The sequence below is a fragment of the Pseudomonas japonica genome (assembly GCF_013522925.1).
Classification (GTDB): Bacteria; Pseudomonadota; Gammaproteobacteria; order Pseudomonadales; family Pseudomonadaceae; genus Aquipseudomonas; species Aquipseudomonas japonica_A.
This window is the reverse complement of record NZ_JAAMQU010000023.1, coordinates 26541-49019: the sequence shown is the minus strand read 5'-3', so window position 1 is coordinate 49019 and position 22479 is coordinate 26541. Positions and strand designations below refer to the sequence as shown.

23 protein-coding genes are annotated in these 22479 nt (G+C 63.8%); 8 read left to right on the top strand and 15 right to left on the bottom strand.

Annotated elements, in window-relative coordinates; genetic code table 11:
* Nucleotides 1-28 precede the first annotated feature (28 nt).
* From G7016_RS23845 to G7016_RS23825, 5 genes are all read right to left on the bottom strand, one after another.
* On the bottom strand, nucleotides 29-1000 hold the full coding sequence (locus G7016_RS23845) for a 2-hydroxyacid dehydrogenase (RefSeq protein WP_181118278.1): 972 nt from the start codon (nucleotides 998-1000) through the stop codon (nucleotides 29-31).
* Between the two features lie 12 nt (nucleotides 1001-1012).
* Nucleotides 1013-2302 (bottom strand): MFS transporter, encoded by a 1290-nt coding sequence (locus G7016_RS23840; RefSeq protein ID WP_181118277.1) that lies wholly within the window; start codon nucleotides 2300-2302, stop codon nucleotides 1013-1015.
* Between the two features lie 43 nt (nucleotides 2303-2345).
* Nucleotides 2346-3296 (bottom strand): sugar kinase, encoded by a 951-nt coding sequence (locus G7016_RS23835; RefSeq protein ID WP_181118276.1) that lies wholly within the window; start codon nucleotides 3294-3296, stop codon nucleotides 2346-2348.
* On the bottom strand, nucleotides 3289-4068 hold the full coding sequence (locus G7016_RS23830) for an AP endonuclease (RefSeq protein WP_181118275.1): 780 nt from the start codon (nucleotides 4066-4068) through the stop codon (nucleotides 3289-3291). The genes G7016_RS23835 and G7016_RS23830 overlap by 8 nt, the downstream gene beginning before the upstream one ends.
* Nucleotides 4069-4159: 91 nt before the next feature.
* A complete protein-coding gene (locus tag G7016_RS23825; RefSeq protein WP_219854580.1) occupies nucleotides 4160-5146 on the bottom strand; it encodes a LacI family DNA-binding transcriptional regulator in 987 nt (328 codons plus the stop codon).
* Nucleotides 5147-5475: 329 nt separating this feature from the next.
* Here G7016_RS23825 and G7016_RS23820 point away from each other — a divergent pair, with 329 nt between their 5' ends.
* The 4 genes from G7016_RS23820 (at nucleotide 5476) to G7016_RS23805 (ending at nucleotide 8721) form a co-directional block, all read left to right on the top strand.
* Entirely contained in the window at nucleotides 5476-6597 is a 1122-nt protein-coding gene (locus G7016_RS23820; RefSeq protein WP_181118280.1) for a glycoside hydrolase family 5 protein, read from the top strand.
* Nucleotides 6598-6679: 82 nt separating this feature from the next.
* Nucleotides 6680-7306: an antibiotic biosynthesis monooxygenase gene (locus tag G7016_RS23815; protein WP_181118273.1), complete on the top strand. Its 627-nt coding sequence runs from the start codon at nucleotides 6680-6682 to the stop codon at nucleotides 7304-7306.
* Nucleotides 7307-7381: 75 nt separating this feature from the next.
* Complete coding sequence (locus G7016_RS25425) at nucleotides 7382-8050, top strand: DUF421 domain-containing protein (RefSeq protein WP_181118272.1); 669 nt, start codon at nucleotides 7382-7384, stop codon at nucleotides 8048-8050.
* On the top strand, nucleotides 8047-8721 hold the full coding sequence (locus G7016_RS23805) for a DUF421 domain-containing protein (RefSeq protein ID WP_181118271.1): 675 nt from the start codon (nucleotides 8047-8049) through the stop codon (nucleotides 8719-8721). Before G7016_RS25425 ends, G7016_RS23805 begins: the two co-directional genes overlap by 4 nt.
* Before the next feature lie 54 nt (nucleotides 8722-8775).
* Here the strand turns inward: G7016_RS23805 and G7016_RS25840 are convergent, their stop codons facing one another.
* Both G7016_RS25840 and G7016_RS23795 read right to left on the bottom strand, forming a co-directional pair.
* Nucleotides 8776-10401 (bottom strand): methyl-accepting chemotaxis protein, encoded by a 1626-nt coding sequence (locus tag G7016_RS25840; protein ID WP_181118270.1) that lies wholly within the window; start codon nucleotides 10399-10401, stop codon nucleotides 8776-8778.
* 185 nt (nucleotides 10402-10586) lie between these two features.
* Nucleotides 10587-10988 (bottom strand): YybH family protein, encoded by a 402-nt coding sequence (locus G7016_RS23795; RefSeq protein WP_181118269.1) that lies wholly within the window; start codon nucleotides 10986-10988, stop codon nucleotides 10587-10589.
* A 183-nt stretch (nucleotides 10989-11171) separates the two neighbouring features.
* Between G7016_RS23795 and G7016_RS23790 the strand changes: the two genes are divergently transcribed.
* The 3 genes from G7016_RS23790 (at nucleotide 11172) to G7016_RS23780 (ending at nucleotide 13605) form a co-directional block, all read left to right on the top strand.
* Entirely contained in the window at nucleotides 11172-11414 is a 243-nt protein-coding gene (locus tag G7016_RS23790; protein ID WP_181118281.1) for a hypothetical protein, read from the top strand.
* 89 nt (nucleotides 11415-11503) lie between these two features.
* The gene (locus tag G7016_RS23785) at nucleotides 11504-12277 is read left to right on the top strand and encodes an ABC transporter ATP-binding protein (RefSeq protein ID WP_181118268.1); all 774 of its coding nucleotides are present in this window, start codon (nucleotides 11504-11506) and stop codon (nucleotides 12275-12277) included.
* A 167-nt stretch (nucleotides 12278-12444) separates the two neighbouring features.
* Entirely contained in the window at nucleotides 12445-13605 is a 1161-nt protein-coding gene (locus tag G7016_RS23780; protein WP_181118267.1) for a (R)-mandelonitrile lyase, read from the top strand.
* Nucleotides 13606-13649: 44 nt separating this feature from the next.
* Here G7016_RS23780 and G7016_RS23775 read toward each other — a convergent pair whose 3' ends face one another.
* Both G7016_RS23775 and G7016_RS23770 read right to left on the bottom strand, forming a co-directional pair.
* A complete protein-coding gene (locus G7016_RS23775) occupies nucleotides 13650-14330 on the bottom strand; it encodes a GNAT family N-acetyltransferase (RefSeq protein ID WP_181118266.1) in 681 nt (226 codons plus the stop codon).
* A gap of 98 nt (nucleotides 14331-14428) precedes the next feature.
* Entirely contained in the window at nucleotides 14429-15520 is a 1092-nt protein-coding gene (locus G7016_RS23770) for an NADH:flavin oxidoreductase/NADH oxidase (protein WP_181118265.1), read from the bottom strand.
* Nucleotides 15521-15605: 85 nt separating this feature from the next.
* On the opposite strand from G7016_RS23770, the gene G7016_RS23765 reads away from it, so the two are divergent.
* Nucleotides 15606-15908, top strand: a complete 303-nt coding sequence (locus G7016_RS23765; protein ID WP_181118264.1) for an ArsR/SmtB family transcription factor — start codon at nucleotides 15606-15608, stop codon at nucleotides 15906-15908.
* A gap of 6 nt (nucleotides 15909-15914) precedes the next feature.
* Here the strand turns inward: G7016_RS23765 and G7016_RS23760 are convergent, their stop codons facing one another.
* The 6 genes from G7016_RS23760 to G7016_RS23735 all read right to left on the bottom strand — a co-directional run bounded on the left by G7016_RS23760 (nucleotide 15915) and on the right by G7016_RS23735 (nucleotide 22436).
* Nucleotides 15915-16643, bottom strand: coding sequence for a UTRA domain-containing protein (locus G7016_RS23760; protein ID WP_181118263.1), 729 nt, complete (start codon nucleotides 16641-16643; stop codon nucleotides 15915-15917).
* Nucleotides 16640-17233 carry a nicotinamide riboside transporter PnuC gene (gene pnuC, locus G7016_RS23755; protein ID WP_181118262.1) on the bottom strand — a complete coding sequence of 198 codons (594 nt, stop codon included), beginning with the start codon at nucleotides 17231-17233 and terminating at the stop codon, nucleotides 16640-16642. The genes G7016_RS23760 and pnuC overlap by 4 nt, the downstream gene beginning before the upstream one ends.
* A gap of 12 nt (nucleotides 17234-17245) precedes the next feature.
* Nucleotides 17246-19402: a TonB-dependent siderophore receptor gene (locus tag G7016_RS23750; RefSeq protein WP_181118261.1), complete on the bottom strand. Its 2157-nt coding sequence runs from the start codon at nucleotides 19400-19402 to the stop codon at nucleotides 17246-17248.
* A gap of 99 nt (nucleotides 19403-19501) precedes the next feature.
* Nucleotides 19502-20377 (bottom strand): sulfurtransferase, encoded by an 876-nt coding sequence (locus G7016_RS23745; RefSeq protein WP_181118260.1) that lies wholly within the window; start codon nucleotides 20375-20377, stop codon nucleotides 19502-19504.
* The gene (locus tag G7016_RS23740) at nucleotides 20374-21519 is read right to left on the bottom strand and encodes a phosphotransferase enzyme family protein (protein WP_181118259.1); all 1146 of its coding nucleotides are present in this window, start codon (nucleotides 21517-21519) and stop codon (nucleotides 20374-20376) included. The genes G7016_RS23745 and G7016_RS23740 overlap by 4 nt, the downstream gene beginning before the upstream one ends.
* Entirely contained in the window at nucleotides 21516-22436 is a 921-nt protein-coding gene (locus G7016_RS23735) for an ABC transporter substrate-binding protein (protein WP_181118258.1), read from the bottom strand. Before G7016_RS23735 ends, G7016_RS23740 begins: the two co-directional genes overlap by 4 nt.
* Nucleotides 22437-22479 lie beyond the last annotated feature (43 nt).

Here is a 22479-nt window from a genome sequence, read left to right as displayed (position 1 = left end):
TCCCCTGGCCAAACGGCCGGCTGTGCGTTCACCGCCGTGGCTGGTTGGCGGGGTTACGCGGCGGTTGCCCCGAGAGCACCGCCAGAAGGTTATCTACCGCACAGGCGGCCATGGCCTCTCGGGTTTCGTCAGTGGCCGAACCGATGTGTGGAGTGGCGACCACGTTGTCCAACCGCAGCAGGGGGGAGTCGGGGCTGAGCGGTTCCTGATCGAAGACGTCAAGCCCGGCCCCGCGCAGGCGGCCCTGTTTCAATGCACGGATAAGCGCGGGCTCATCCACCACGGGCCCCCGGGCGATATTGACAAGGATGGCACCCGGCTTCATCAACCCCAATTCTCGCTCCCCGATCAGGCCCCGCGTCGCCTCGGTGAGTGGCAAGGTAAGGCAGACGAAATCCGCACCCCGCAGCAGATCATCCAGAGAGCAGTGCCGGGCACCAAAGCGCTGGTCAGCCTCGGGGCGTGGACGGTGGCTGTGATACAGCACGGGCATGTTGAAGCCGAAATGCCCGCGCTGTGCCAAGGCCTGGCCGATGCGTCCCATACCCACGATGCCCAGGGTTTTCCCGTGGACGTCGGTGCCGAAATGGGTTGGGGCCAGGCTGGCCTGCCAATGCCCATCGCGCACCCAGCGCGCCAGCTCGACCACACGCCGGGCCGTGGCCATCAACAGTGCAAAACCGGTGTCGGCGGTGGTTTCGGTCAACACGTCCGGCGTGTGGGTAAGCTGGATGCCGCGGCGGTCAAGCGCCTCTACCTCGTAGTTGTCGATGCCCACGGACACGCTGGAAATCACTTCCAGCTGCGGTGCCAAGGCGAGCAGTTCGTCATCGATCCTCAGGCTGGCGCCCAGTAGCCCATGGGCGGTGGGTAGGGCGTCACATAGGGCGGCATAGCCTGCTCCCTTCACATCATCGATCACGGTGACCCTGGCAGCGGCTCGCAATCGTTCCATCAAGGGCGCGGACAGCTGCTTGTAAACCACGACATGCTTGTTCATCAGGTTGCCTTCTTACACGTGAGCAGTTCGAGCGGCCACCGGGGCGGGCCGGGTTTTTTCATCGCGGGTACGCAGGCACAGCGTGAGCACTGCCGAGATCGCCAAGGCCGCGCTCATGAACAGGTACGACGCCGAAGGGCTACCGGTGCTGCCGTTGAGGTAGCCGACAATCCAGGAGCCCGCGAACGAACCCAGGGCGCCCATGCTGTTGATCAACGCCATTGCGCCACCGGCTACGTTGCCCGGAAGAATCTCCGGAACAATCGCGAAGAACGGCCCGTAAGGCGCGTACATACAGGCACCGGCAAAGGTGAGCAATGCATAGGACCACCAGAAATGCGTGCTGCCCAGCGCATACGAGCCATAGAACGCCAGGGCGGCGAGCAGCAGGGGCGGCCATACGAAGTGCTTGCGCTTCTGCAGCTTGTCCGAGCCCCACGAGCACAGAATCATCGCGATGACGGCGGCAAGATAAGGCAGCGCCGACAGCCAGCCGGCCTGCACCATGTCCATTTCCTGGCCTTTCTTGAGGATGGACGGTAGCCAGATCACGAACCCGTAGACCCCGATGCTCCAGCAGAAGTACTGCACGGACAGCAGGATCACCTTGGGCGAACGGAACGCCTCGGCGTAATTCTTCACCGGCTTGAAGCCTTGCTGTTCGGCTTCCAGGGCGCTCTCCAGGGCTTCGCGCTGGGGCACGCTCAACCACTTGGCCTGAGCCGGGCGCTCATCGGCGAGCTTCCACCATATGAAGGCCCAGATTACCGCTGGCAAGCCTTCGATGATGAACATCCAGCGCCAGGAGTAGTGCTGCACCAGGTAGCCGGATACGACCGACATCCACAGCATCGTGACCGGGTTGCCGAGGATCAGGAAGGTGTTGGCGCGGGAACGTTCGGCCCGGGTGAACCAGTGGCAGAGGTACACCAGCATCGCAGGCATCACCACGGCTTCGACCACGCCGAGGAGGAAGCGGATGGCAATCAGCCAATAGGCATCGGTGACCACACCCGTCAGGCTGGCCAGCCCACCCCAGAGGATCAGGCTGACAAAGATCAGCTTCTTCACGCTGCGCTTTTCGGCGTATATCGCGCCGGGTACCTGGAAAAAGAAATACCCGAGGAAGAACAGCGCGCCCAGCAGGGAGGACATGCCAGGTGTGATGTGCAGGTCTTCGGCCATCCCGGAGGCGGCAGCAAAGCCATAGTTGGCGCGGTCCAGGTACGCCAGGCTGTAGGTGATGAACACCACCGGCATCAGGTACCACCAGCGGCGGCTGGCCAGTTTCAATGCACTCATGATCACACTCCACTTATTGTTGTTGGTCGGTGTATTCAAGCGGCTAGCCTTGCAGTTGCTCTCGCGCGGCCTGTAGCTGCTCCAGCCCGGGCAGGCCTTCCATATCGCCAGGGCTTTGAACGGCCAGGCTGCCGATCCAGTTGCCACGGCGCACCGCCTGGGCGAAACCCTGGCCCTCAAGCAGCGCGCTGATCACGCCCACGGCGAACCCGTCGCCCGCACCCACGGTGTCCACCACGCGTTCTACCGGGAACCCCGCTACCATGCCCTCGGCCTGGGCGGTGCGGTAATAGGCGCCTTCAGGCCCCAGCTTGATCGCCACGGCCTCCACGCCATGGTCCAGGTACCAGGCGGCGATGTCGGGCGGGTTTTCACACCCGGTCAGCAGGCGACCTTCGGCCAGCCCCGGGAGTACCCAGTGGGCCTGGCAGGCGAGGCGGTTGATGCTGTCGATCATGGTGCGCTCGTTGGGCCATAGCGATGGCCGCAGGTTGGGGTCGAACGACACGCTGCGCCCGCGTTCGCGCATCTCTGCGATCAAGTACGCCGACAATTCGTGCGCGTCGGCCGACAAGGCCGGGGGAATGCCGGTGGCATGCAGGTGCCGCGCCTGAAGTAACGAGGGGTCTACGTCTGCGACGCTCATGGCGCTGGCCGCTGAGCCGCGGCGGAAATACTCCACGGCGGGATCGCGGCCGTCGGCTTCGCTGGATTTGAGTTGGAAGCCGGTAGGGCGGTGTGGGTCGGTGCGCACGAAGCGACAATCCAGGCCTTCGGCCACCAGGCTGTCGACTACAAACCGGCCGAACGAATCCGCCCCCGTGCGGCTGAGCCAGGCCACGTTCAACCCCAGGCGCGCCAGGCCAATGGCGACGTTGCTGTCAGCACCGGCGATGCGCTTGTGAAAATGCCCGACCTTGGCCAGGTCGCCGTATTCATCGGCCACGAACATGGCCATGGTTTCGCCGAAACCGAGGATGTCGTAGTCAGGCATGGGTGGCCTCCCGCTGGGTGCCCAGCGCTGCCAGTTCACTTACCCGCTGTTTCACAACGCCTGCCAGATCATCGCCCTGAAGGGGGTATTCAATCGCGCGCACGATGCCGGCCGGGAAACGCCGCAGCAGGCTGGCCCAACTCGACAGGTCACGTGCCTCCGGCGGCACCGCCACCAGTTTGCCAGCGGGGCTCAGGCGTACCGCCTTGCAATGCAGGTACTCTACGTACTGGCCTAGCTGGCCAGCGGCGCCAAGGGCTGATTGTGCCTGCCACTGCCAGTTGCCGATGTCGAAGGTCATCCCCACCGGAACGCCGCGCGCCCGGGCTGCGGTAAAGAACTGAACCAGCGGTTCAATCCGTCCACCTTGGGCGGTCTGGTCGTTTTCGACCAGCAACCGCACCGGGGAATCCTTGAGCAGCGCAGCCAGCGCCTTGAGGTCGGCATTGGGTGTGAAATGGCCCAGCGACGTCTTGAGCCAGACCGCGCAGGCACGCTGCGCGGCCATCAGCACCTCAGCAAGGGCGGGGTTGGGGTAGTTGGTGTTTGCCTGCCATACCTCGAGCGGCGAAGAGTACACCAGCGTCAGCTTTAGCTCGGCCGCAAGGTTGGCATAGGTGGAAAGGTCCGGGTTGGCTTCCAGCAGCTCCTCGCGCAGCTCTACATGGGTGGCACCGGCTTGGGAAAGCAGTTCGAAACAGGATGCCTGCCCGCGACTGCGAACGTATTCCGCGCCGAAGCTGGACAGGCTGATGGAAACGGGCTGATGCATTATTGTTATCCTCTGAAACCGGTTTCATTTCATGGTACGACGCGGTGTTCGGGTACTCGTTCCCTCCCGCGGCGCGCCTTGTTCGTTGAGTTTAGCTGCGTTGCCGGGGGGTGGATCCACGCACGACCAGCTGTGCAGGAAGGTCAATCTGCCGATCGGGGCCCGGGTCGCCCCGCAGCCGGCGTACCAGGCAGTCAAAGGCGGTACGGCCAATGGCATCCGTTGGCTGTGCAAGGGCGGTGATCCCACTGCCTACCAAGGGGTACCAATCCAGGTCATCCAAGGCAATGAGCCCCACATCGTCAAACAGCCGAGCGCCTGCTTCGCGCAGGGCAAACGTGGTAGCGAGCGCGGCTACGCCATTGGCGCAAAACACCGCCTTGGGCCCGTGGTCACGGGCACCAAGAAAGCGGGCGAGGGCGCCTTGCAGGTCGGGGCCGGTTTGCATCACGTGGCCGCGCACCCCTGCCGAACTGGAAACGACGGCGTCGAAGGCGGCGCGGCGTTCGCTGCGCGAGCTGGCGCCTTCCGCCGGTTCCATCACCAGCGCGAGGTCGCGATAGCCCTGCTCAAGCAGGTGCTCAATGGCCATGTTCACCGCGCCGGCGTTATCGAGCCCCACCAGGTCGGTACCGAGAGCCTCCAGCTTGCGGTCCACCAGCACAATAGGCATGTCACTCTGCAACGCTCGAAGTTGCTCGGGATGGCGCCCAAGGGTGTTAACGATCAGCCCTTCAATGTTGTAGGCATGCAGCGCTTCGAGCTGTCGGGCTTCCTGATCCGGGTCGCGGTCGGTATTGCACACCACAAGGCTGTAGCCGTGTTGCCGACAGGCGGTTTCTACACCGTGCATTACCGCGATGGAATAGGGGTTGCGGATATCGGCCATCAACATGCCGATGAGACGGGTGCGCCCACGCTTGAGGCCGCGGGCCATCTGGTTGGGGCGGTAGCCGAGGCTGGCAATAGCGGCTTCGATCCGCTGGGCAATACCCTCGGACAGCAGGCCGCGGTCCTCGCCGATGAACCGGGAAACGCTTGCCTTGGAAACGCCAGCGTGGCGGGCGACGTCGTGCATGGTCACACGGCGTGCGGGAGAAGAACCATTCACAGGCCTGTCATCCTTTTGTGTTTGTTCAGGACAGGTTGAAACCGGTTTCAGGAAACCGCATTCCGCAAGGTCCGTCAAGCCGCCGTTGGTCGATGGCTCGAGTACCGCGTTGCCCAGGGGAGATATTTCCCTCTTTCCCACAAGCGTTTCAGCCGCGTCCTGCATCCCTGGCCTTAGGTGTTTTATATAGTCAGCGCCCCTGCAGCCATTCCACAGGCACACCCGTGCGCAAAGCGATCTTCCTGGCCATTGCCCTGCTGTGGCCCACCAGCCCTGGCCTTTGGGCCGCCGACCTCATGGCCTTCTGGGCAACGCCCCAGCGAGGCGCCAACAGCTTCAACCGGTTGCCGCCCGGGCAGGGCTATTTCGAGGTCCTTTCTGCTACAGGCGCTACCTGGGTGCGCCTGGCCTATGACAAGTGGCCGGCAGGGGAGGTGGATTTTCTTATCGGCAACGCGGATGGCTATAAGGGCCTTGCCAGCCAGGACCTGCAAACCCTCATCGGTACGCTCGATCGCGCTCACCGTGCGGGGTTGAAGGTGGTGATCGCGCCGCTGTCGCTGCCTTTGATGCGCTGGTCGCAGAACAACGGGGGGCGCTTCGATGACCGCTTATGGGCCGATACCCAGAACTGGCGCGCAGCCGCGACCTTCTGGCAAGACCTGGCGCGCGCGCTGCGCGATCACCCCGCTGTCGCGGCCTACAACCTGGTCAATGAGCCAGCCCCCGAACGCCACGGCGGGCTGGCCGAGCATGCGCCTCAGGCAGACGGGCATGCGTGGTACGCCGCCAGGCAAGGCACCGGCCGCGATCTGCCGGCCTTCTATACGCAGGTGGTGAAGGCCATACGTGAGGTAGACCCGCACACTCCGATCATGGTGGACGCCGGGTGGTATGCCGCCGCCGACGGTTTCAGCTATTGGCCAGTGCCCCTGGCTGACCGCAACGTGCTGTATAGCGTGCACATGTACGAGCCTTGGAAGGCCACCAGCGACCCGTCGATGTTCAACCGGCCATTACATGCCTACCCAGGGCTGGCACCGTTCGCCGAGCATCAGCAATTCTGGGGCAAGGCAAGGGTGGCGGATTACCTGGGCAGTTTCACGCGCTGGGCAAGGGGCGCCGGGGTACCACCGCAGCACTTGGTGCTGGGTGAATTCGGATGCCTGCGAAGGTGGCCGGGGTGTGGGGCTTACCTCACTGATGTGCTGGACGTCACCGAGCAGGCAGGGGTGCACTGGGCGTTTTACGCCTTCCGGGAGGATGCATGGGACGGGATGGATTACGAGCTGGGAACCCGGCCGGTGCCCTGGGCCTACTGGAAAGCCATCGAGGCGGGCACGCCGGATCCTTTGCCCCGCCATGGCAGCCCTCTGTTCGAGATCATTCAGCGTCGGCTGAAACCGGCCGCGCAGTAAATCGAAAGCCAGCACGCCAGTACAATCCGGTAATGGGCGGGCCTTCCACACTGGTGGTTTTCACGTGTCAGGAAACGCCCTCATGGTCGACCATCCCTTGCCTGTGCAAGAGCCCCCCGCCGAGCCAGTGCCGGGGCCAGTCGTGCCGGGGCCGGCCGGCCCCAACAGCGTGGTTACACTTGTGATCAACCACAAGGTTCGGCCTGGCCAGCAATCGGCCTATGAGGCCTGGCTCAAGCGCACGGTGAAAGCCGCGCGTGGCCAGCCGGGGCACCTGGGTGTAAACGTGATACGGCCCGCCGCCGACAGCCAGGTGTTCACGTCCGTGCTGCGCTTCGCCAGTGCCGAGCAACTGCAGACCTGGATCGACTCTGGCGAGCGGCAGGGGCTGGTCGCCGAAGTGCTGCCGCTGCTGGAGGACGGCGACCACCCCCTGGTGCACAGCGACGCCGAATTCTGGTTTACCCCGGTACGCGGCGCTGGCGCGCAGCCTCCGAAATGGAAGCAGGCGGTGATCAGTTACGCCGTGATCCTGCCACTGTCCATCGTGATCCCCATGCTATGGCGCCCCTTGTTCCAGCGTTATCCTGAACTGGGCGGCACGCTGCCGAGCAACATGTTGATCACGGCGTGCATTGTGGGGCTTGTGGTGTTCGTGATCATGCCGCGGGTTACCCAATGGTGCGCTCGCTGGCTCAGCAAGGGCTAAGCGGCCGATTTAAAACGAACCCGGGCATCGGATAGCGGCTCATACACTCCAGAAACGTACTGGAGGCAATGGACCGTGGAGTGGCACAGGTTTCTGTTCGGCGAGGCCAGCCCGTGGATGCTGCTGGAGATCTGCGGCCGTGCGGCGGTGTTGTACTGGATGCTGATGTACTGCATGCGCCTGCTTGGCCGCAGGGTGGTCTCGCAATACACGCTGTTTGAACTGTCGATCGTGGTAACCCTTGCCGGCGCGGTCGGTATCCCCTTGCAAGCGCAGGAACGCGGCCTGTTGCCACCGCTGGTGATCATCGCAGTGCTGATCTCCATCCAGCGGGCGGTGGTTGCGCTGAGCATGAAGAACGCACGGGTTGCCAGGGCGGTGTCTGGTGGGCCCGACCTGGTGGTGAGCCAGGGGGCGCTGGTGCTGCCAGCGCTGAAGCAGGCAGGCCTGTCCCGGGAAAAGCTGTATGCCCTGTTGCGCGATTTTCAGGTGCAGCACCTGGGGCAGGTGAGCCGAGCCTGGCTGGAGCCCTCCGGCAAACTGACCCTGGTGCGTGCCGAGCAGCCGGAGCCTGGCCTGTGCATCCTTCCAAGTATCGATGAAGTACTACGGCGCGAAGCGGCCGTGGAACACACCCGATGCTGCTCATCCTGCGGTTATCGCCAGGATGACAGCCCACCTGCGGTTTGCCCGCGCTGTAGCGCCAGGGAATGGGAGCCGGCTGCGCAGGTACTCGCCCAATGAGCGGCGATGCGGCCGCGACCCTGCATCGCCTGCTGGTAGGCAACGCGCCTTGGTTGTTCCTGCTGGAGGTAGTCGGCCGGGCGCTTGTGGTGTACGTCGCGCTGTTCATCGTGATGCGGCTGCTGGGCAAACGTATGGCTGCGCAGCTGAGCATCTCGGAGCTGACCGTAATGCTCACTCTCGGCGCGGCCATCGGCGCACCGCTGCAAACGCCCAGTCAAGGCGTGCTGCCCGCAGTCGTATTGCTAGTGTGTGCCTTGGTGTTCCAGCGCGGACTGTCCACGGCCTCGTTCAGATGGCGCGCCGTCGAGGTGCGGGTGCAGGGGGATGTCACACTATTGCTGGCCGACGGCCGTTTGCTGATGGACGAACTCAACAAGGCCGGCCTCAGCCTGGACCGGGTGCACTCCGAGCTGCGCGCTCAGGGCGTGCAGCAACTGGGGCAGCTGCGCCGCGTGTACCTTGAATCCACCGGCCGTTTCACCTTGTTGCGCTACGTGCAGCCCAGGCCTGGGCTGTCGCTGCTGCCGCCGTTGCCCGATGCCCAGCCGCCAGCGCAAACCGAGCTATTGGCCTGCAACCGCTGCGGCTATACGGCGACCGCGGACGTGCAGGGTTGGCCGGCCTGCAGCCAGTGCGGTAATGAGCATTGGGAGCCGGCTGTGGCCTAGCGCGTAGGGTATTGGCGCAGCGGGACAGGAATACAAGGAAGCCAGCGCGCCACCTTACACCTTGAAATGCCCCACCATCTCGTTCAGCTCGGCCGCAAGCCGCGACAGTTCGTGGCTGGCAGCGCTGGTCTGGTTGGCGCCGGCAGCGGACTGCAGCGACAGATCGCGGATGTTCACCAGGTTGCGATCCACCTCCCGCGCTACCTGGGCTTGCTCTTCGGCCGCGCTGGCGATCACCAGGTTGCGCTCGGAGATCTCGCTGATGCTGCGGGTAATTTCTTCCAGGGCCGTGCCAGCGCTGCGGGCCGCTTCCAACGTGAAGCGGGCGCGTTCGCTGCTGGTGTGCATGGACGCCACCGCCTGGCCGCTGCCATGTTGAATGCCACTGACCATGGCTTCGATCTCGCGGGTGGATTCCTGAGTGCGGTGCGCCAACGCGCGTACTTCATCGGCTACCACCGCAAACCCGCGACCGGCTTCACCTGCGCGGGCTGCTTCAATCGCGGCGTTGAGGGCCAGCAGGTTGGTTTGTTCGGCAATGGCGCGAATTACATCCAGCACCTTGCCAATGTCCCGGGTGCGCTCGGCCAGCTCACGAAGCTGCTCGGAAGTGGCCTCCACGTCCTGGTTCATCTGCACAATGGCCTCAACCGTCTGGCTCACCCGTTGTTGGCCGTCCACGGCGGCACCGCTGGATTGTTGCGAAGCAGTCGAAGTGGATACCGCGTTGGTGGCGACTTCCTCGACTGCTGCGGTCATTTCATTCACAGCGGTGGCGGCCTGCTCGATTTCATCGTTCTGCTGCTGCAGCCCGCGCGAGCCTTCTTCGGTCACAGCGTTAAGTTCCTCGGCGGCAGAGGCCAGCTGCGTCGCCGACCCGCTGATACGTGAAAGGGTACCGCGCAGGTTGTCCTGCATCTGAGCCAGAGCGGTTTGCAGGCGCGAAACTTCGTCGCGGCCTTCTGGCCGGATGGCTTGGGTGAGGTCGCCCGCGGCAACTTTTTCTGCCAACGCTACCGCAACCTGCAACGGGCGCACGATGCTGCGAGTCAGTACCAGCGCAAGCACGATGGTCAGCGCGAAGGCGGCGGCAAGCATCAACGACACCAGCAAACGCGCGGCTTCGTATTTGCCTTGCGATATTTCAACGGCCTGGTCTCCGTTCTGCTGGTTGAGGTCGGTCAGCTGTTTCAGCACTGGGCTGATCTGGTCAGAAACCGCCTTGAGGTCACCGGAAATCAACGGCGCGATTTCGCTTTCGCGGCCCGCCAGTGAAGCCTGGCGCAAGCGATCCAGTGCCGCAATGTATTGCCCATGCAGCTGTTTGAGTTTGTTGAAGTCTTGTTGCTCTTCACCTGCGCCCACCAGCGCGGCGTACTTGTCGATCAGCCGTTCGCCCTGGGCGGTCAGTTCGCTGATGCGGGTGCTGGATTTTTCCACGTCAGCCTTGGCGCGGTTAACCAGCACAAAGTACGACATGGTGCGGTAACGGCCCACGGTATCGGTGAGGTCGCCGAGTAGGCGGGTGGAGGCCAGCGAGTTGTCGGCCAACTCGTGAGTGTTGTCGTTGAGCTGCGACATGGAACGCAGGCTGAGCAGGCCGAGCACGGCCATGAACAATGCGATGGTGGCAAACCCGAAGGCAGCCCGGGGCGCGATCCCGATTTTACGAAGCGACATGCGACACACTCCAGAAGTAGGCATGAAGCGCTATCGGCCAATCATCGCCAGGCTGAATGGCACCCTGAGATAACTTTCGGTGCGAGCATGGCTCCGGGCATAGGAAAGCGCCGTCGTAGCGCGTGCGGCGCTCCCTGCCGCCGCGCCTGCCGTTCGTCTGCGGGAGCCGCGCTTGCGCCCAGCCGTTACGCCACAGGCATCGCCGACAGGTGCTCGTGGCAGGCCAGCCAACGGCCTTGAGGTGCAGGCTGGCGGAACACGATGGTTTCACGCTCCAGCGCCTCCACTTCTTCGCCGCCCACGCTCAGCCGAGTGGCCACTTCGTGCATGAATATCGCCACATCGCCTTGAACGCTCACGCGGGGCTCGCGGGATTCGCAACTCAGCACGCGAAAACCGTCCTGCTGCCAGCTGTCCCACAACGCGCGATAGGCCGCGCGGCTTTCCAGCACGCCGGGGGTGGTGTGAAAGAGGAAGGTAGCGTCCTCGCTGAATGCCGCGAAGTACGCCTCGGTGTCGTTACTGCCGAACGCCTCGACCAAATGCCGGGCCGCCGTCAACACCTGTTGTTCAATGCTCGTTTCCATGGGCTTCTCTTGTTGTTTGCACGCAAGCGCCCGATTCTGCGCAGGGCAGCGAAGCGATGGAATCGCGTGGGCGAAATAATCAGTTCAGGCGTTTGGAAAGTGAAGGGTGACTGTTAGCTCGATCATGCCCGACGTCTGCGTAGCGTGTGGTAACGTCTTCCGTCCCAACCGTGAGAAGGTTCCATGCCTGACGCCATTTCGAGCCGTGAGCTCATTCGCCGTGAGGGCGCTTACGAAGACCTCGCAGATGCAGTCTCCGTGTTGTCTAAACATCCCACGTACGGACCAGAACCGGACGATGCGATGGAGCAGCCAATGGCGGTGCCTAGGGGCATCGTCGATGCCTTGGCGATGCCGGATACCGCCGAAATTGAATTCGAACCCCCAAAAGCCTCTATCCAAACCAGCTCCGATAAATTCGGGTGATTTCATCCTCCCTGGAAAAACTTTCCTTGAGCCAACAACGCCTTCCCCTCTAAGGTCTGTGTCCCGACAGTTTCCGACGCGAGCCTTGGATGATCGACTTCCACAACGTCACCGCTTTCCAGCAGCAGACCCGCGTGCTGGATGGCTTTTCCTTGCACATTGGCGCTGGAGAAAAGGTGGCCATTCTTGGCCCCAACGGCGCGGGCAAGAGTACGTTACTCAAGCTGATCACCCGGGAGCTGTACCCGCTGGACAGGGAAGGCAGCCATTTGAAGCTGTTCGGCAGCCAGAACGTGAACCTGTGGGACCTGCGCAGCCGGCTGGGCTTCGTGTCCCAGGACCTGCAGGACGATTACACCCCACACACACCAGCGCTGGATGTGGTGACCTCGGGCTTCTTCGGCGCCATTGGCGCGCATGGGCATCTTCAGGCAAGCGAGGCGCAGCGGGATCAGGCGCGGGCGTTGCTGGCCACCGTGGAGATGGCCGGGCACGAATCCACCATGTTCCAGCGGCTGTCTACCGGGCAGAAGCGCCGGCTGCTGCTGGCACGCGCGTTGGTGCATCAACCGCGCGCGCTTATCCTCGATGAGCCGGCCAATGGCCTGGACATGGGGGCCAGCCTGGGCATGCTCAACCTGCTTCGGCGCTTTTGCGGGCCGGAGCATGCGATGATCATCACTACCCACCACCTCGATGAAATCATCCCCGAAATCGAACGGGTGGTGCTGTTGGCCAAAGGGCAGATCGTGGCGGATGGCCCCAAGGCCGAGGTACTCACCAGCGAACGGCTGTCCGAGCTTTACCAGATCGACCTGCGTGTAAGCGAGCAGGACGGCTGGTACCGCTGCTGGCACGCCTGAGGGCTGTTCACCGCTCCCAAGAGGCTGCGCCAGACGCCATACGTTGATGAGTGCTGCTCATAAGTCCATGTCGATCTGGCGGCCTAGTCCCTTCCGGGTATCTCACCTAGCCTGTGCTCATTGAACGGGTAACGCCCGTTTTCCCTTTCAGGCCAGGAGCACACTAGATGAAGCCACTGATTGCCCCACTCATGGCGCTTTCGCTGATGACCGCTGAGGCCTCGGGTCGGGATGCTGCAAGCATTCGTATCTCGGCTGCGGGTTCGCAACCCCCGGTGCAGGGCTCCCAGGACTACTTCACTGGCACGGTGCACGTTGACGGCCCCTTCAAGGCGGATGAGCCGGCGCGGGTAAGCGGCGCCACGGTTACCTTCGAGCCCGGCGCGCGTACGGCGTGGCATACCCACCCGCTGGGGCAAACACTGATCGTCACTGCCGGTATCGGCTACGTACAGCAAGCGGGCAGCGCTCGCCAGGAGATCCGCCCCGGGGACGTGGTGTGGATTCCGCCTCACGTGCGCCATTGGCACGGTGCCACGCCCACCAGTGGAATGACCCACGTTGCCATTGCTGAGGCGCAAGACGGCAGCGTGGTGACCTGGGCAGAGCAGGTGACCGAAGCGCAGTACCTTGGCGAGGGTGTGGCACCGAAAGTCGCGCCAGGGCGCTTGCCGGACGCCCCCGTAGCGCAAACCCTTTCAGCGCGGCAGCAGGCGATTCCCTTGATCGCCGCCAGCATGGCGGTCAGCGATATGCCGCGGCTGAACGGGGCGTTGAATCAGGGCATGGATGCCGGGCTGAGCGTGAGCGAGGCTCGCGAAGTGCTGGTGCAGCTGTATGCCTACGTGGGCTTCCCGCGCAGCCTCAACGCGCTCTCAGAACTGATGAACGTTGTAGAGGCTCGCCAGCAGCGGGGCGTGCACGATGAACTGGGGCGCGAGCCGGGCCGGGGTATTCCTACGGGTGAGGCTTTACTGGCAGCAGGTACGGCCAACCAGACGACGATCTCCGGCAGCCCGGTGAAGGGCCCGTTGTTTGATTTTGCACCGGTGATCAACCGGTTCCTTCAGGCTCACTTGTTCGGCGACATCTTCGAGCGGGATAACCTTGACTGGCGCAGCCGCGAGCTGGCCACGGTGGGCGCGCTGGCCGCGACCCCAGGTGTTGAATCGCAGTTGCGCGCCCACATGAGCGCCAGCCTGCGAGTGGGGCTGAGCGAGGCGCAGTTGCACGAAGTGACCGAGCTGCTGGGCGAGGCGGGCGATGACGCGGCGGCTCAGCGGGCAGCCACAGCATTGGAGCAAGCAGTGGCGACCGCCGGGGCATGAGGGCCTCAGGCGTTACGGATTGAGCGTGCCAAACCCGATCAACGCTATTGCGGCCCAGCCTGCACATGTTGCTTTACCTGACGCTCCAGCTGATCAAGCCGGTAATCCCTTTGCTTTTCGGCATCCGCCATCGCCCTGCGGCCATGCTGTTTGAGCAAGTAGGCATGAATTTGCTGCACCTCGAGCGTTCGGTAAAGCGGCGCCACATCCAGCCGCTGAACATGCCCAAGGGTGCGCACCGGGCGCGTATTGACCACCACCTGCGGCCCGCTGGTACCCACGGCATGCCAGCCTTGGGCCTGGAACCAGCCCAGCGTTGAAACCAGGCAAGCGGCTTCGGTGTGTGGGTAGCGCTGCACTACGGCATTTAGCAGCGCGCGGCCGACACCCCTGCGGCGATGGCCTGAATGAACAGCCAGATAGAGCAGGGAGCAGGCATCGGGCGCGCCTGTGGCGGGTAGAAACAGGGCGAAACCCAGTACTTGGTCCGGGCTCTGCGCATCGAGGGCCAACAGCAACTCGACTTGCAGATCCGTGCCTGCGCCCATCGCCTGCAGGTAGTGATGCACCTCGAGGCCCAGGCCGTATTGATACAGGGGATACAGCGGGTTACTGGGGACCATCGCCACGCTGCCAAGGGTGGTGAGGTTATCGATCGCCAACTGTTGCACCTGGCTGGCGAAGGCTTCCGGAGGAGGGGTGACGAGGTGGCTGAGGCTGAACATGGGGCTCGGTCGCGGAAAAGGATGGGCAATCATACCCCGAATGCGAACGAGACAAGCGCCAGGCGAACCTGACGCTTGGTGACACCTGGCGGTATTACTTAGCGATAGCGCTCCAGCCAGTGGGCGTAAGGCGCAGGGAGGGTCCACGAGGGTTTGTCCACGCCCAGTTCCTTGGCGGCGAAGTACGCCCAATGGGGGTCGGCAAGGTGTGCGCGGCCGATGGACACAAGGTCCAGCTGGCCGGCTTTTACTGCCTCTTCGGCCAGTTGCGGCGCGCCGAAGCCCCAGGCCGAAGTCACCGGCAAGCCAGCTTCGCGGCGTACACGTTCAGCCACCGGGCCCATGAAGGCCGGGCCCCACGGAATATTGGTGTCGGGGATGGTGAAGCCGACGCTGACGCTCAGCAGGTCCAGCCCGCCGGCCTTGAAGCGGCGAGCCAGTTCGATCGACTCTTCGAGGGTTTGCTCGTCGCGGCCGTCGTATTCGATCACGCCGAAACGGGCAGTGAGCGGCAGGTTTTCCGGCCATACCTCACGAACGGCCGCGAGGGTTTCCAGCAGGAACCGGCTGCGGTTCTCGAAGCTTCCGCCGTAGGCGTCGGTGCGCTGGTTGGAGTGCTCGGAGAAGAAGCTCTGCCCCAGGTAACCATGGGCGAAGTGTAGCTCGATCCATTCAAACCCTGCATCGCGGGCGCGGCGGGCAGCGTCCACGAAGTCCTGTTTCACGCGAGCGATGTCTTCGAGGGTCATCGCGCGGGGTACTTTTGGCAGGTTGGCGCCGAAGGCGATGGCCGAGGGTGCGATGGTCTCCCAGGCACGAGGGTCGGAATCGGCCATGTGATCGTCGCCTTCCCACGGGCGGTTGGCGCTTGCCTTGCGACCGGCATGGGCAATCTGAATCCCCGGTACCGAGCCTGCCGCCTTGATTGCCTGCACGGCCGGCACGAAGGCCTGGGCCTGCTGATCGTTCCAGATGCCCGCGCAGCCGGGGGTGATACGGCCTTCCGGCGCGACTGCAGTGGCTTCCACAACCACCAGGCCGGCACCGCCGCGGGCCATGCTGGCCAAGTGCACGTGGTGCCATTCGTTGATTACGCCGTCCTTGGCACTGTATTGGCACATCGGCGGAATAGCGATCCGGTTGCGCAGCGTAACGTCCTTGAGGGAGTAGGGTTCGAACAGCGTTGCCATGCAGTGACTCCTGAGTCGTTGGTGCGATTGTTCGATAGTATTCGAAATATGGCGTTAATTGAACCCCCTCGGTATCATCGGCGCCATGAGACCTTACAAACACCCCGAACCCGAATCCTTCGTCCTCGAGCGCGTGCTGTACGCCTTAAGTGACCCCGTGCGCATGGAAATCGTTCGCTGCCTGTCGCTTGTAGCGCAGGCTTCGTGCGGTGAACTGGATGGCGGCCGACCCAAATCCAGTGTGTCTCATCACTTCCGCGTGCTGCGCGAGGCGGGGCTGGTGCACACCCGCAACGTGGGCACCACGCATATGAATTCGCTGCGAAGCGAGGAAATGGAAGCGCGGTTTCCAGGGCTACTGAAAGCTATTCTCGGGCAACCGGCCTAAGAGGCTTCAGCCTTGGGCGGGGCCCACCGCCAGCCGTATTTCCACCGCATCCGGCCGCCAGTATTCGCGATCGTATTCCACAGCTGTGCCGTTGGCATCGCGGCACAAGCGTTCGAGCATAAGGCCACCGGAGCCACTCGCCAGTTGCAGCAGCTGGCCCTGAGTGTCATCGAGCAGGCACGGTTTAAGGGTGATTTCGCTACGGGCCTGTACCCGCTGGTAGCGCTGGCGAAGCGTTTCGGTGAGGGAACTGCCCAATGGCATATCCAGCAACCCTGGGCACCAGGCTTCCGTTAGCACGTTGGTCTCCAGCAACACAGGGCGGTCGTCCACCCAGCGCCGCCGCTCCAGGTGGTAAACCCAGGCGCCGGCGTCCAGGCCCATGCGTGCCGCCAGCCCGGGTTCGGCCTGGCGCCGTTCGGCCAGCAGGCTTTCAGTGCGTGGTTCCCGGCCTTGGGCGCTGACGTAATCCATGAAGCCGGTCACGCGCGTGGGGTCATAAGCTATGGGCGCGGGCGAAACGAACCAGCCCCGGCGGTGCCCCCGGTAGATCACGCCTTCAGCCTCCAGCCGCTGCAGTGCCTGGCGCAGCGTTACCCGCGTGCAGCCGAAGCGCTCGGCCAGTTCGCGCTCTGTCGGAAAACGCTCGCCAGCGAGCAGGCGGCCGGCACCGAGGTCGGCGCCAAGCGCGTGGTGAATGCGCAAGTACTGCGCGTTGGCGGGTTTGATGGTCATGGCAGGGCTTGCGCCGGTTGGGTAGCGCTTGGGTGGGCTGCCAGGTCTTGCTGCCACGCCCGCAAGCCATACACCGCCAGCACGATGAAGCCGGCGTAGAGCGCGGCGGTGAGCGGCAGGGCCTTGTAGTAATAGAGCCCGGTGTATACCGCGTCCAAGGCAATCCACAGCCACCAGCTGGCCACGTATTTGCGGGCAGCCCAGTAGCTGGCTACCAGGCTGTACGCCGTGAGGGTGGCGTCCAGCCAAGGCACCTCGGCGTCGGTGAAGTGCGCCATGCTGGCCCCAAGCGCCAGCGCAATCACCCCACCGATGGCAAGGCTTGCCAGCGCGATGGGCATTGGTAGCCGGTCCACATGCACACGGCCTTCGTCCACTTGGCCCGAGCGCCAGCGCCACCAGCCATAGGCCTGCATGAACACGAAGACAATCTGCAGCAGCATGTCCGAGTAGAGTTTCACGTCATAGAAGATCCACACGTACAGCAACACCGCGATCACGTTCACCGGCCAGCACCACGGCGTGCGCCGCGCCGTAAGCCACACGCCGAGCACGTTGACCACCACTGCAAGTATTTCGAGGTTGGACATGGCCGTTTTTCCTTAAAAATTGACTGTGGCGGACAGGCGCGCGGTACGCGGCGCGCCCGGGAACAGGTAGCCGTCGCCCATGTATTCGCCAACGTCGCGCCAGTATGCCTTGTTGAACAGGTTGTCCACGCTCAGCCTGAACACAGTTTCATAGCCGTCGATATGGGTGATGAAGCGGCTGCCTGCGTTGAACACGGCATAATTGTCCACCTTCACCGTGCCGGCGCGGTTGGCATATTTGCTGCCGCTGTATTGCACGCCGCCGAGCAGGGCCAGGCCTTCGATGCCCGGTACGCTGTAATCCCCGTAGAAGCTTGCGCGAACCTTGGGTACGTTGATTGCCTGGTGGCCATCGTAGGCATCGGTGCCGCTACCGCTTACGCGAGCACGGATCGCCGCCACACTGGCAGTGAGTTGAAGTTGCTCGGTGGCGCGCCCGCTGGCCGTCAGTTCCACGCCAGTATTTTTCTGCTCGCCCTGCTGCACGAAGGTGAGCGTGCCGTCGCTGTTGGCCTGGGAATACTGGTAGCCCTGATGCATCTGGAACATCGCCGCAGTCAGGCTCAAACGCTGCCAGTCCTGCTTCACGCCCAGTTCCACCTGGCGTGACACCGTGGGTGCAAGAGTTTCGCCCGCATTGGTGGTGTACCAGTCGGCCTCTCGACCCAGAGAGAGGCCCTTGCTGTAGCGGGCATAGAAGGAGGTATTGGCCCAAGGCTGATAGATCAACGCCAGGTTGGGGAGGAATTTCCACTCACGGGTATGGCGGGTGGTATCGCCGTCGCTGTTGAACGTTTTCTCGTCCAGCAATACCTCACGCCCGCCAAGCGCCAACTGCCAATGCTCGCCGAAATGAACGCGATCATTCAGCGAGAAGCCATACTGGCGGCTGTCCAGGTGCCGATAGCTCGGGCCCAGGCCCCCGCTGTACGGGCTCACACTGACGGCGCCGGTGTACAGGTTGCCGCTGCCTACCCATTCGTTGATTTCTTCATGGCTGTCGAGGGTGCGCCGCTGGGCGCTGAGGCCCAATTCCAGCTCGTGGAGAAGGCTGCCAGTGTTGAAGCGGCCGGATAGCGACGCCTGGGCTTCGTCGACCCGCCGGGTGTCGTTGGGGCTGCGGAAGTCGTAGATGTCGTAGTCGCCTTCGCGGCTGAAGTAATTGGGCACCGCATCGTTCGCACAGCTGGCCGCCCCGTAGCAGCCCCATGGGAAGGCGCTGTAGTCGTCGATAACCACCTGGCTATGGGCCAGGCCGAAACGAGCGGTCCAGTCATCGTTCAACAGGTAGGCGTAGCGGGCGTTGGTGTTGAGCGAGTCCATGCGAACCGGCTTGGCCCATTCCTGATCGCCCAACAGGTCGTGGGGGTTTACGCCATAGGGAACGTCGGTACCGCCTAATAACTGATAGCCAGGTACCGAGCGCTGCTCCTGGGCCTGATATTCAACGTCCAGTTGCAGGGTGGATCGGGGGTCGATGGCCCAGTCTACGGCCAGCGACGCGAAATCGCGTTCGCCATCGGCATGGTCAACGTAAGAACGCAAATCCTCATGGGCCAGGTTGGCGCGTATCCCGAACTGCTGCTCGGCGCCGAACCAGCTGCCTACGTCCAGGGCCAGGGAGCGCTCGCCGTCCTGGTTGGTGGCAACGGTGACCGAGCGCACGTCACGGGGCCGCTTGCTCACGTAATTGATGATGCCACCCGGGTCGCTCACGCCGCTCTGCAGGCCAGCCAGGCCCTTGAGTACCTCCACCTGCTCCTTGTTCTCAAGCGCCACGTTCTGCTCGCCAGCGATGGTAAAGCCGTTCACCTTGTAGCTGCTGGCGGCGTTCAACGAGAACCCCCTCAGCACGAAATTCTCGTAGTAGCCCACCGGGGCATAGCTTTGGCCGGCTGCGGCGTCGTTACGCAGTACGTCACTGAGCAGGCGCGCCTGCTGGTCTTGCAGCAGCCGGGTATTGAACACCGACACGGAGGCGGGAGTGTCCAGCAGCGCCGCGTCATCGCCGCCCGCCACCGAGGCAGTGGGTGCCTGGTAACCATCTGCCGCGTCGCCGACCACCGTCACGGTGCCAAGCGTGGTGGAATCGTCCGCCGCCACGCCGGCCGAGGCCAGGGCGATACCGGTCAACAGCAAACGGGCCGGGAAGGGTAGGTGATGCAACATCGAGCAGCTCCATGATCAAGTCGTTCCGGTGCGCGCGCGCCTGCCCCCTGTGCAGGGGCGAGCGAGGGTGCGGAGTGTACGCGTGCCTGTGGGAGGCAGTCAGGCCGGAGCTGCTCCGGTGGACATTGGCAAGGCGGGGTTGGCGCTCCATTGCTGGAGGGAGCCGTCGTACAGGGCAACGTTGTCGCGCCCTAAAAGCGTTAGGGCCACTGCGGTGGCGGCAGCGGAGATTCCTCCGCCGCAGTACAAAACGAGCCGAGCGTTGTCAGCCAGCAAGGCTTCACCCAGCGCTGCACGCAATGCGGCGGCCCGCTGATAACGGTGGTCGGCCTGGTAGACTTCACGGGCTGGGCGATTGAGGCTGCCGGGGATGTGCCCGCGGCGGGCATAGCGCGTAACTGCGCTGCCATCGAACACCCCCGACGACAGCGCGCACAGCAGCTGGCCCGGCGCATGGCCCTGGCTGATGGCAAGCACCTCCTCCTGGTTGGCCCAGGCGCGCGGGTCAGGCCGCACGGGCGGCGCCTCGGTGGCCGGTTCAATCACTGCTGGCCCGCTGTGCAGGGGCAGGCCGGCGTGCTGCCATAGCTGCAAGCCGCCGTCGAGGATAAAGGCCTGGATGCCGACGCTGCGCAACATCCACCACAAGCGCGCCGCCCAGAAGCCATCGGCACTGTCGTAAAGCACCAGCGTACTGTGCGGGCCTATGCCAAGCAGTTGCAACTGCCCGGCAAAGGCGTCGGCGGCAGGCATGGCGAAGCTATAGCCGGCATCAGGATCAGTCAGCCCCTCGAGTAGGTCGGCATGGGCTGCGCCAGGGAGATGGGCCTGCTGCCAGCCCTCATAGCCACTGCGCGCGCGATAGTCGCCATCGAACCGGGGCGCTTGCAGGGCCACGGTTGCATCGAGAATAACCAGGCCCGGGGTACCGAGGCGCGCGTAGAGCTCGGCCGCGCTCATCAACAGTTGGGTCATTGCCAGTCTCCGCGGCGCTGATGCAAGTGGGCCAATAGCCGCTGCCCTTCATCACGGGCAAACCAGTGTGCGTGGCGCAACAGGTAACCCTCCCAAGCCACGTCTGCGTTGCCGCGATCGTTAAGCACGCCTTCGAAATACGCTACCTCGGACAACGCAAAATCCACATGCACCACCGGCAGCAATGCAATGAGCGCGTCTATCGAAGCGGCGGGCAGTGGCCGCGACCGGGCGTAGCCGGCGAGCAACTGGTCAACCGTGGCGAGATCGGCCTGCACTGTTATGCCCTGATCGAGCCCGAGCCACGCAATAGCGTTACGCTCCAGGGCGGTAGCCAGATCGTAGAGGGCAAACGTGCGGTCGCACAGGCCAAAATCCAGCACGCTCGCCACCTCGTGCGCCTCAGGCTTGTCGGCCCACAGCAGGTTAGAAGCATGCCAGTCGTTATGGGTCCACAAGGGCGGCTGTGGCTGAAGGTATTCACGCGCGCCCTGCTGCAAGGGCAGCAGGGCGGCCAATTCACGGCGCCAGTCACGGCTGGCAAGGTAGTGCGCCAGCCCCGGCAGGCTACTGGCCTGGGCTTCCACAGCGGCTAGCGGATCGGCGCTGGTCAGCCAGCGGGGCCGGCTCACCAGCATGTTGGCGGTACGTTTCGCGCCCTCATAACCTTCCGCGGCCCGGTGCAACTTTGCCAGCGCATAACCCGCTGCCTCGGCATGGGCAGGATGCTGGAACGGCTCCCAGGATTGGGCGTCGCGATAGCGGTCGGCCCCTTGGGCATGGGCATGGATTTCATACGTCCAGCCGTGACGCTCGATAGCGCTGTGGCGGTTTGTAGCGCGTTGAACCTGAGGTACCGGGCACCCATGCTGCCGGAGGTGAGCGATGAACCGATGTTCTTCTTCCAGCCCGGCTACCGTGCGAATGCCAGGGTGATGACGCTTGATGAACCACTCGCCGGTATCCGTGGTGGCCAATGCCGCAGCCGAAAACGGCCGCGGGCTATGCCAATGAAGCGCCTCAAGCTCGCCCAGCTGAGGAAAGTCGAGCAATACCTCTTCTACCTGGGCTTCGGCGAGTAGCGGCCATGCGGGCGCAACGAGCTCTCCGGCCATGCCATGGCTGTGCAACAGCTGGCTCATGGCTGCGGCTCCGGCAGGAAATCATTGGTAAAGGCATCGGCCCATACGGCAGCATTGCCGAGGATGCCATGCTGGTGTAGCCACAGCGCATAGGGCTCGATCAACGCTTGCCGTTGTTCTCCCCAGCGGCCGTGGTGCAGCCAAGTGGGCGCAACGTGCGCCAGGGACCGTTCGATCAACCGCGCCGGGAAGTACGGAATCACCCGTTCGTAAGCGGCCAGCCCCCGCAGCGGTCGCTCGGCCACGGCCCGGAAGCCGCGTTCTGTCGCAGCCAGGAAGGCCCGCAGCACCTCAGGGTTGCGCTCAACCCATTGCTGTTGGGCGCCCAGCTGATAACTGTGATAACGCGGGGCTCCCCACTGGCTCACCGGCCACACCTGCCGCCGCTCGGCAGCGATAGGGCTGTCCATCAGCGCTTCCCAGGCCCAGTAACCGCCAAAGCTGGCATCCGCCACGCCGGCAGCAAGGTCCTCGGGGCGCAGCTCGCGGGTGCCAGCATCCACAATTATCAGCGCATTGGGGTCGCCGCCGTCTTGGCACACCAGGTGGCGAACCATCGCCAGGCCCCGCGGGGTAGGGTTCATGGCCAGGCGTTTGCCCATCAGGTCCCGCGGCCGCGCGATGGCGAAATCGGTGAGGGTCTGGATCGCTTCCAGCCCGTCATGGTTGATCGCCGCAACGCCTATGAGCGGCTGGCCTTGATCGCGCCGTACCAGCAGGCGATTGCCAGGGAATACCGCCAGATCCACCTGGCCCTCCAGCAGATACTGCAAGCTGTCGCCCCGCTCTGGGTCCGGTACCCGAAGCTCCACGTCCAGGCCCGCCTCGGCATACCAGCCGCGCTCCCGGGCGACGTAGAAACCCGCCGAATTAGGCCAAGGGTGGAAATATTCCAGCATGATTTTCAGCGAAAGCATCGAACAGCAGCCTTGCGTAGCTCGTGAAGTGCTGCCTTTATAA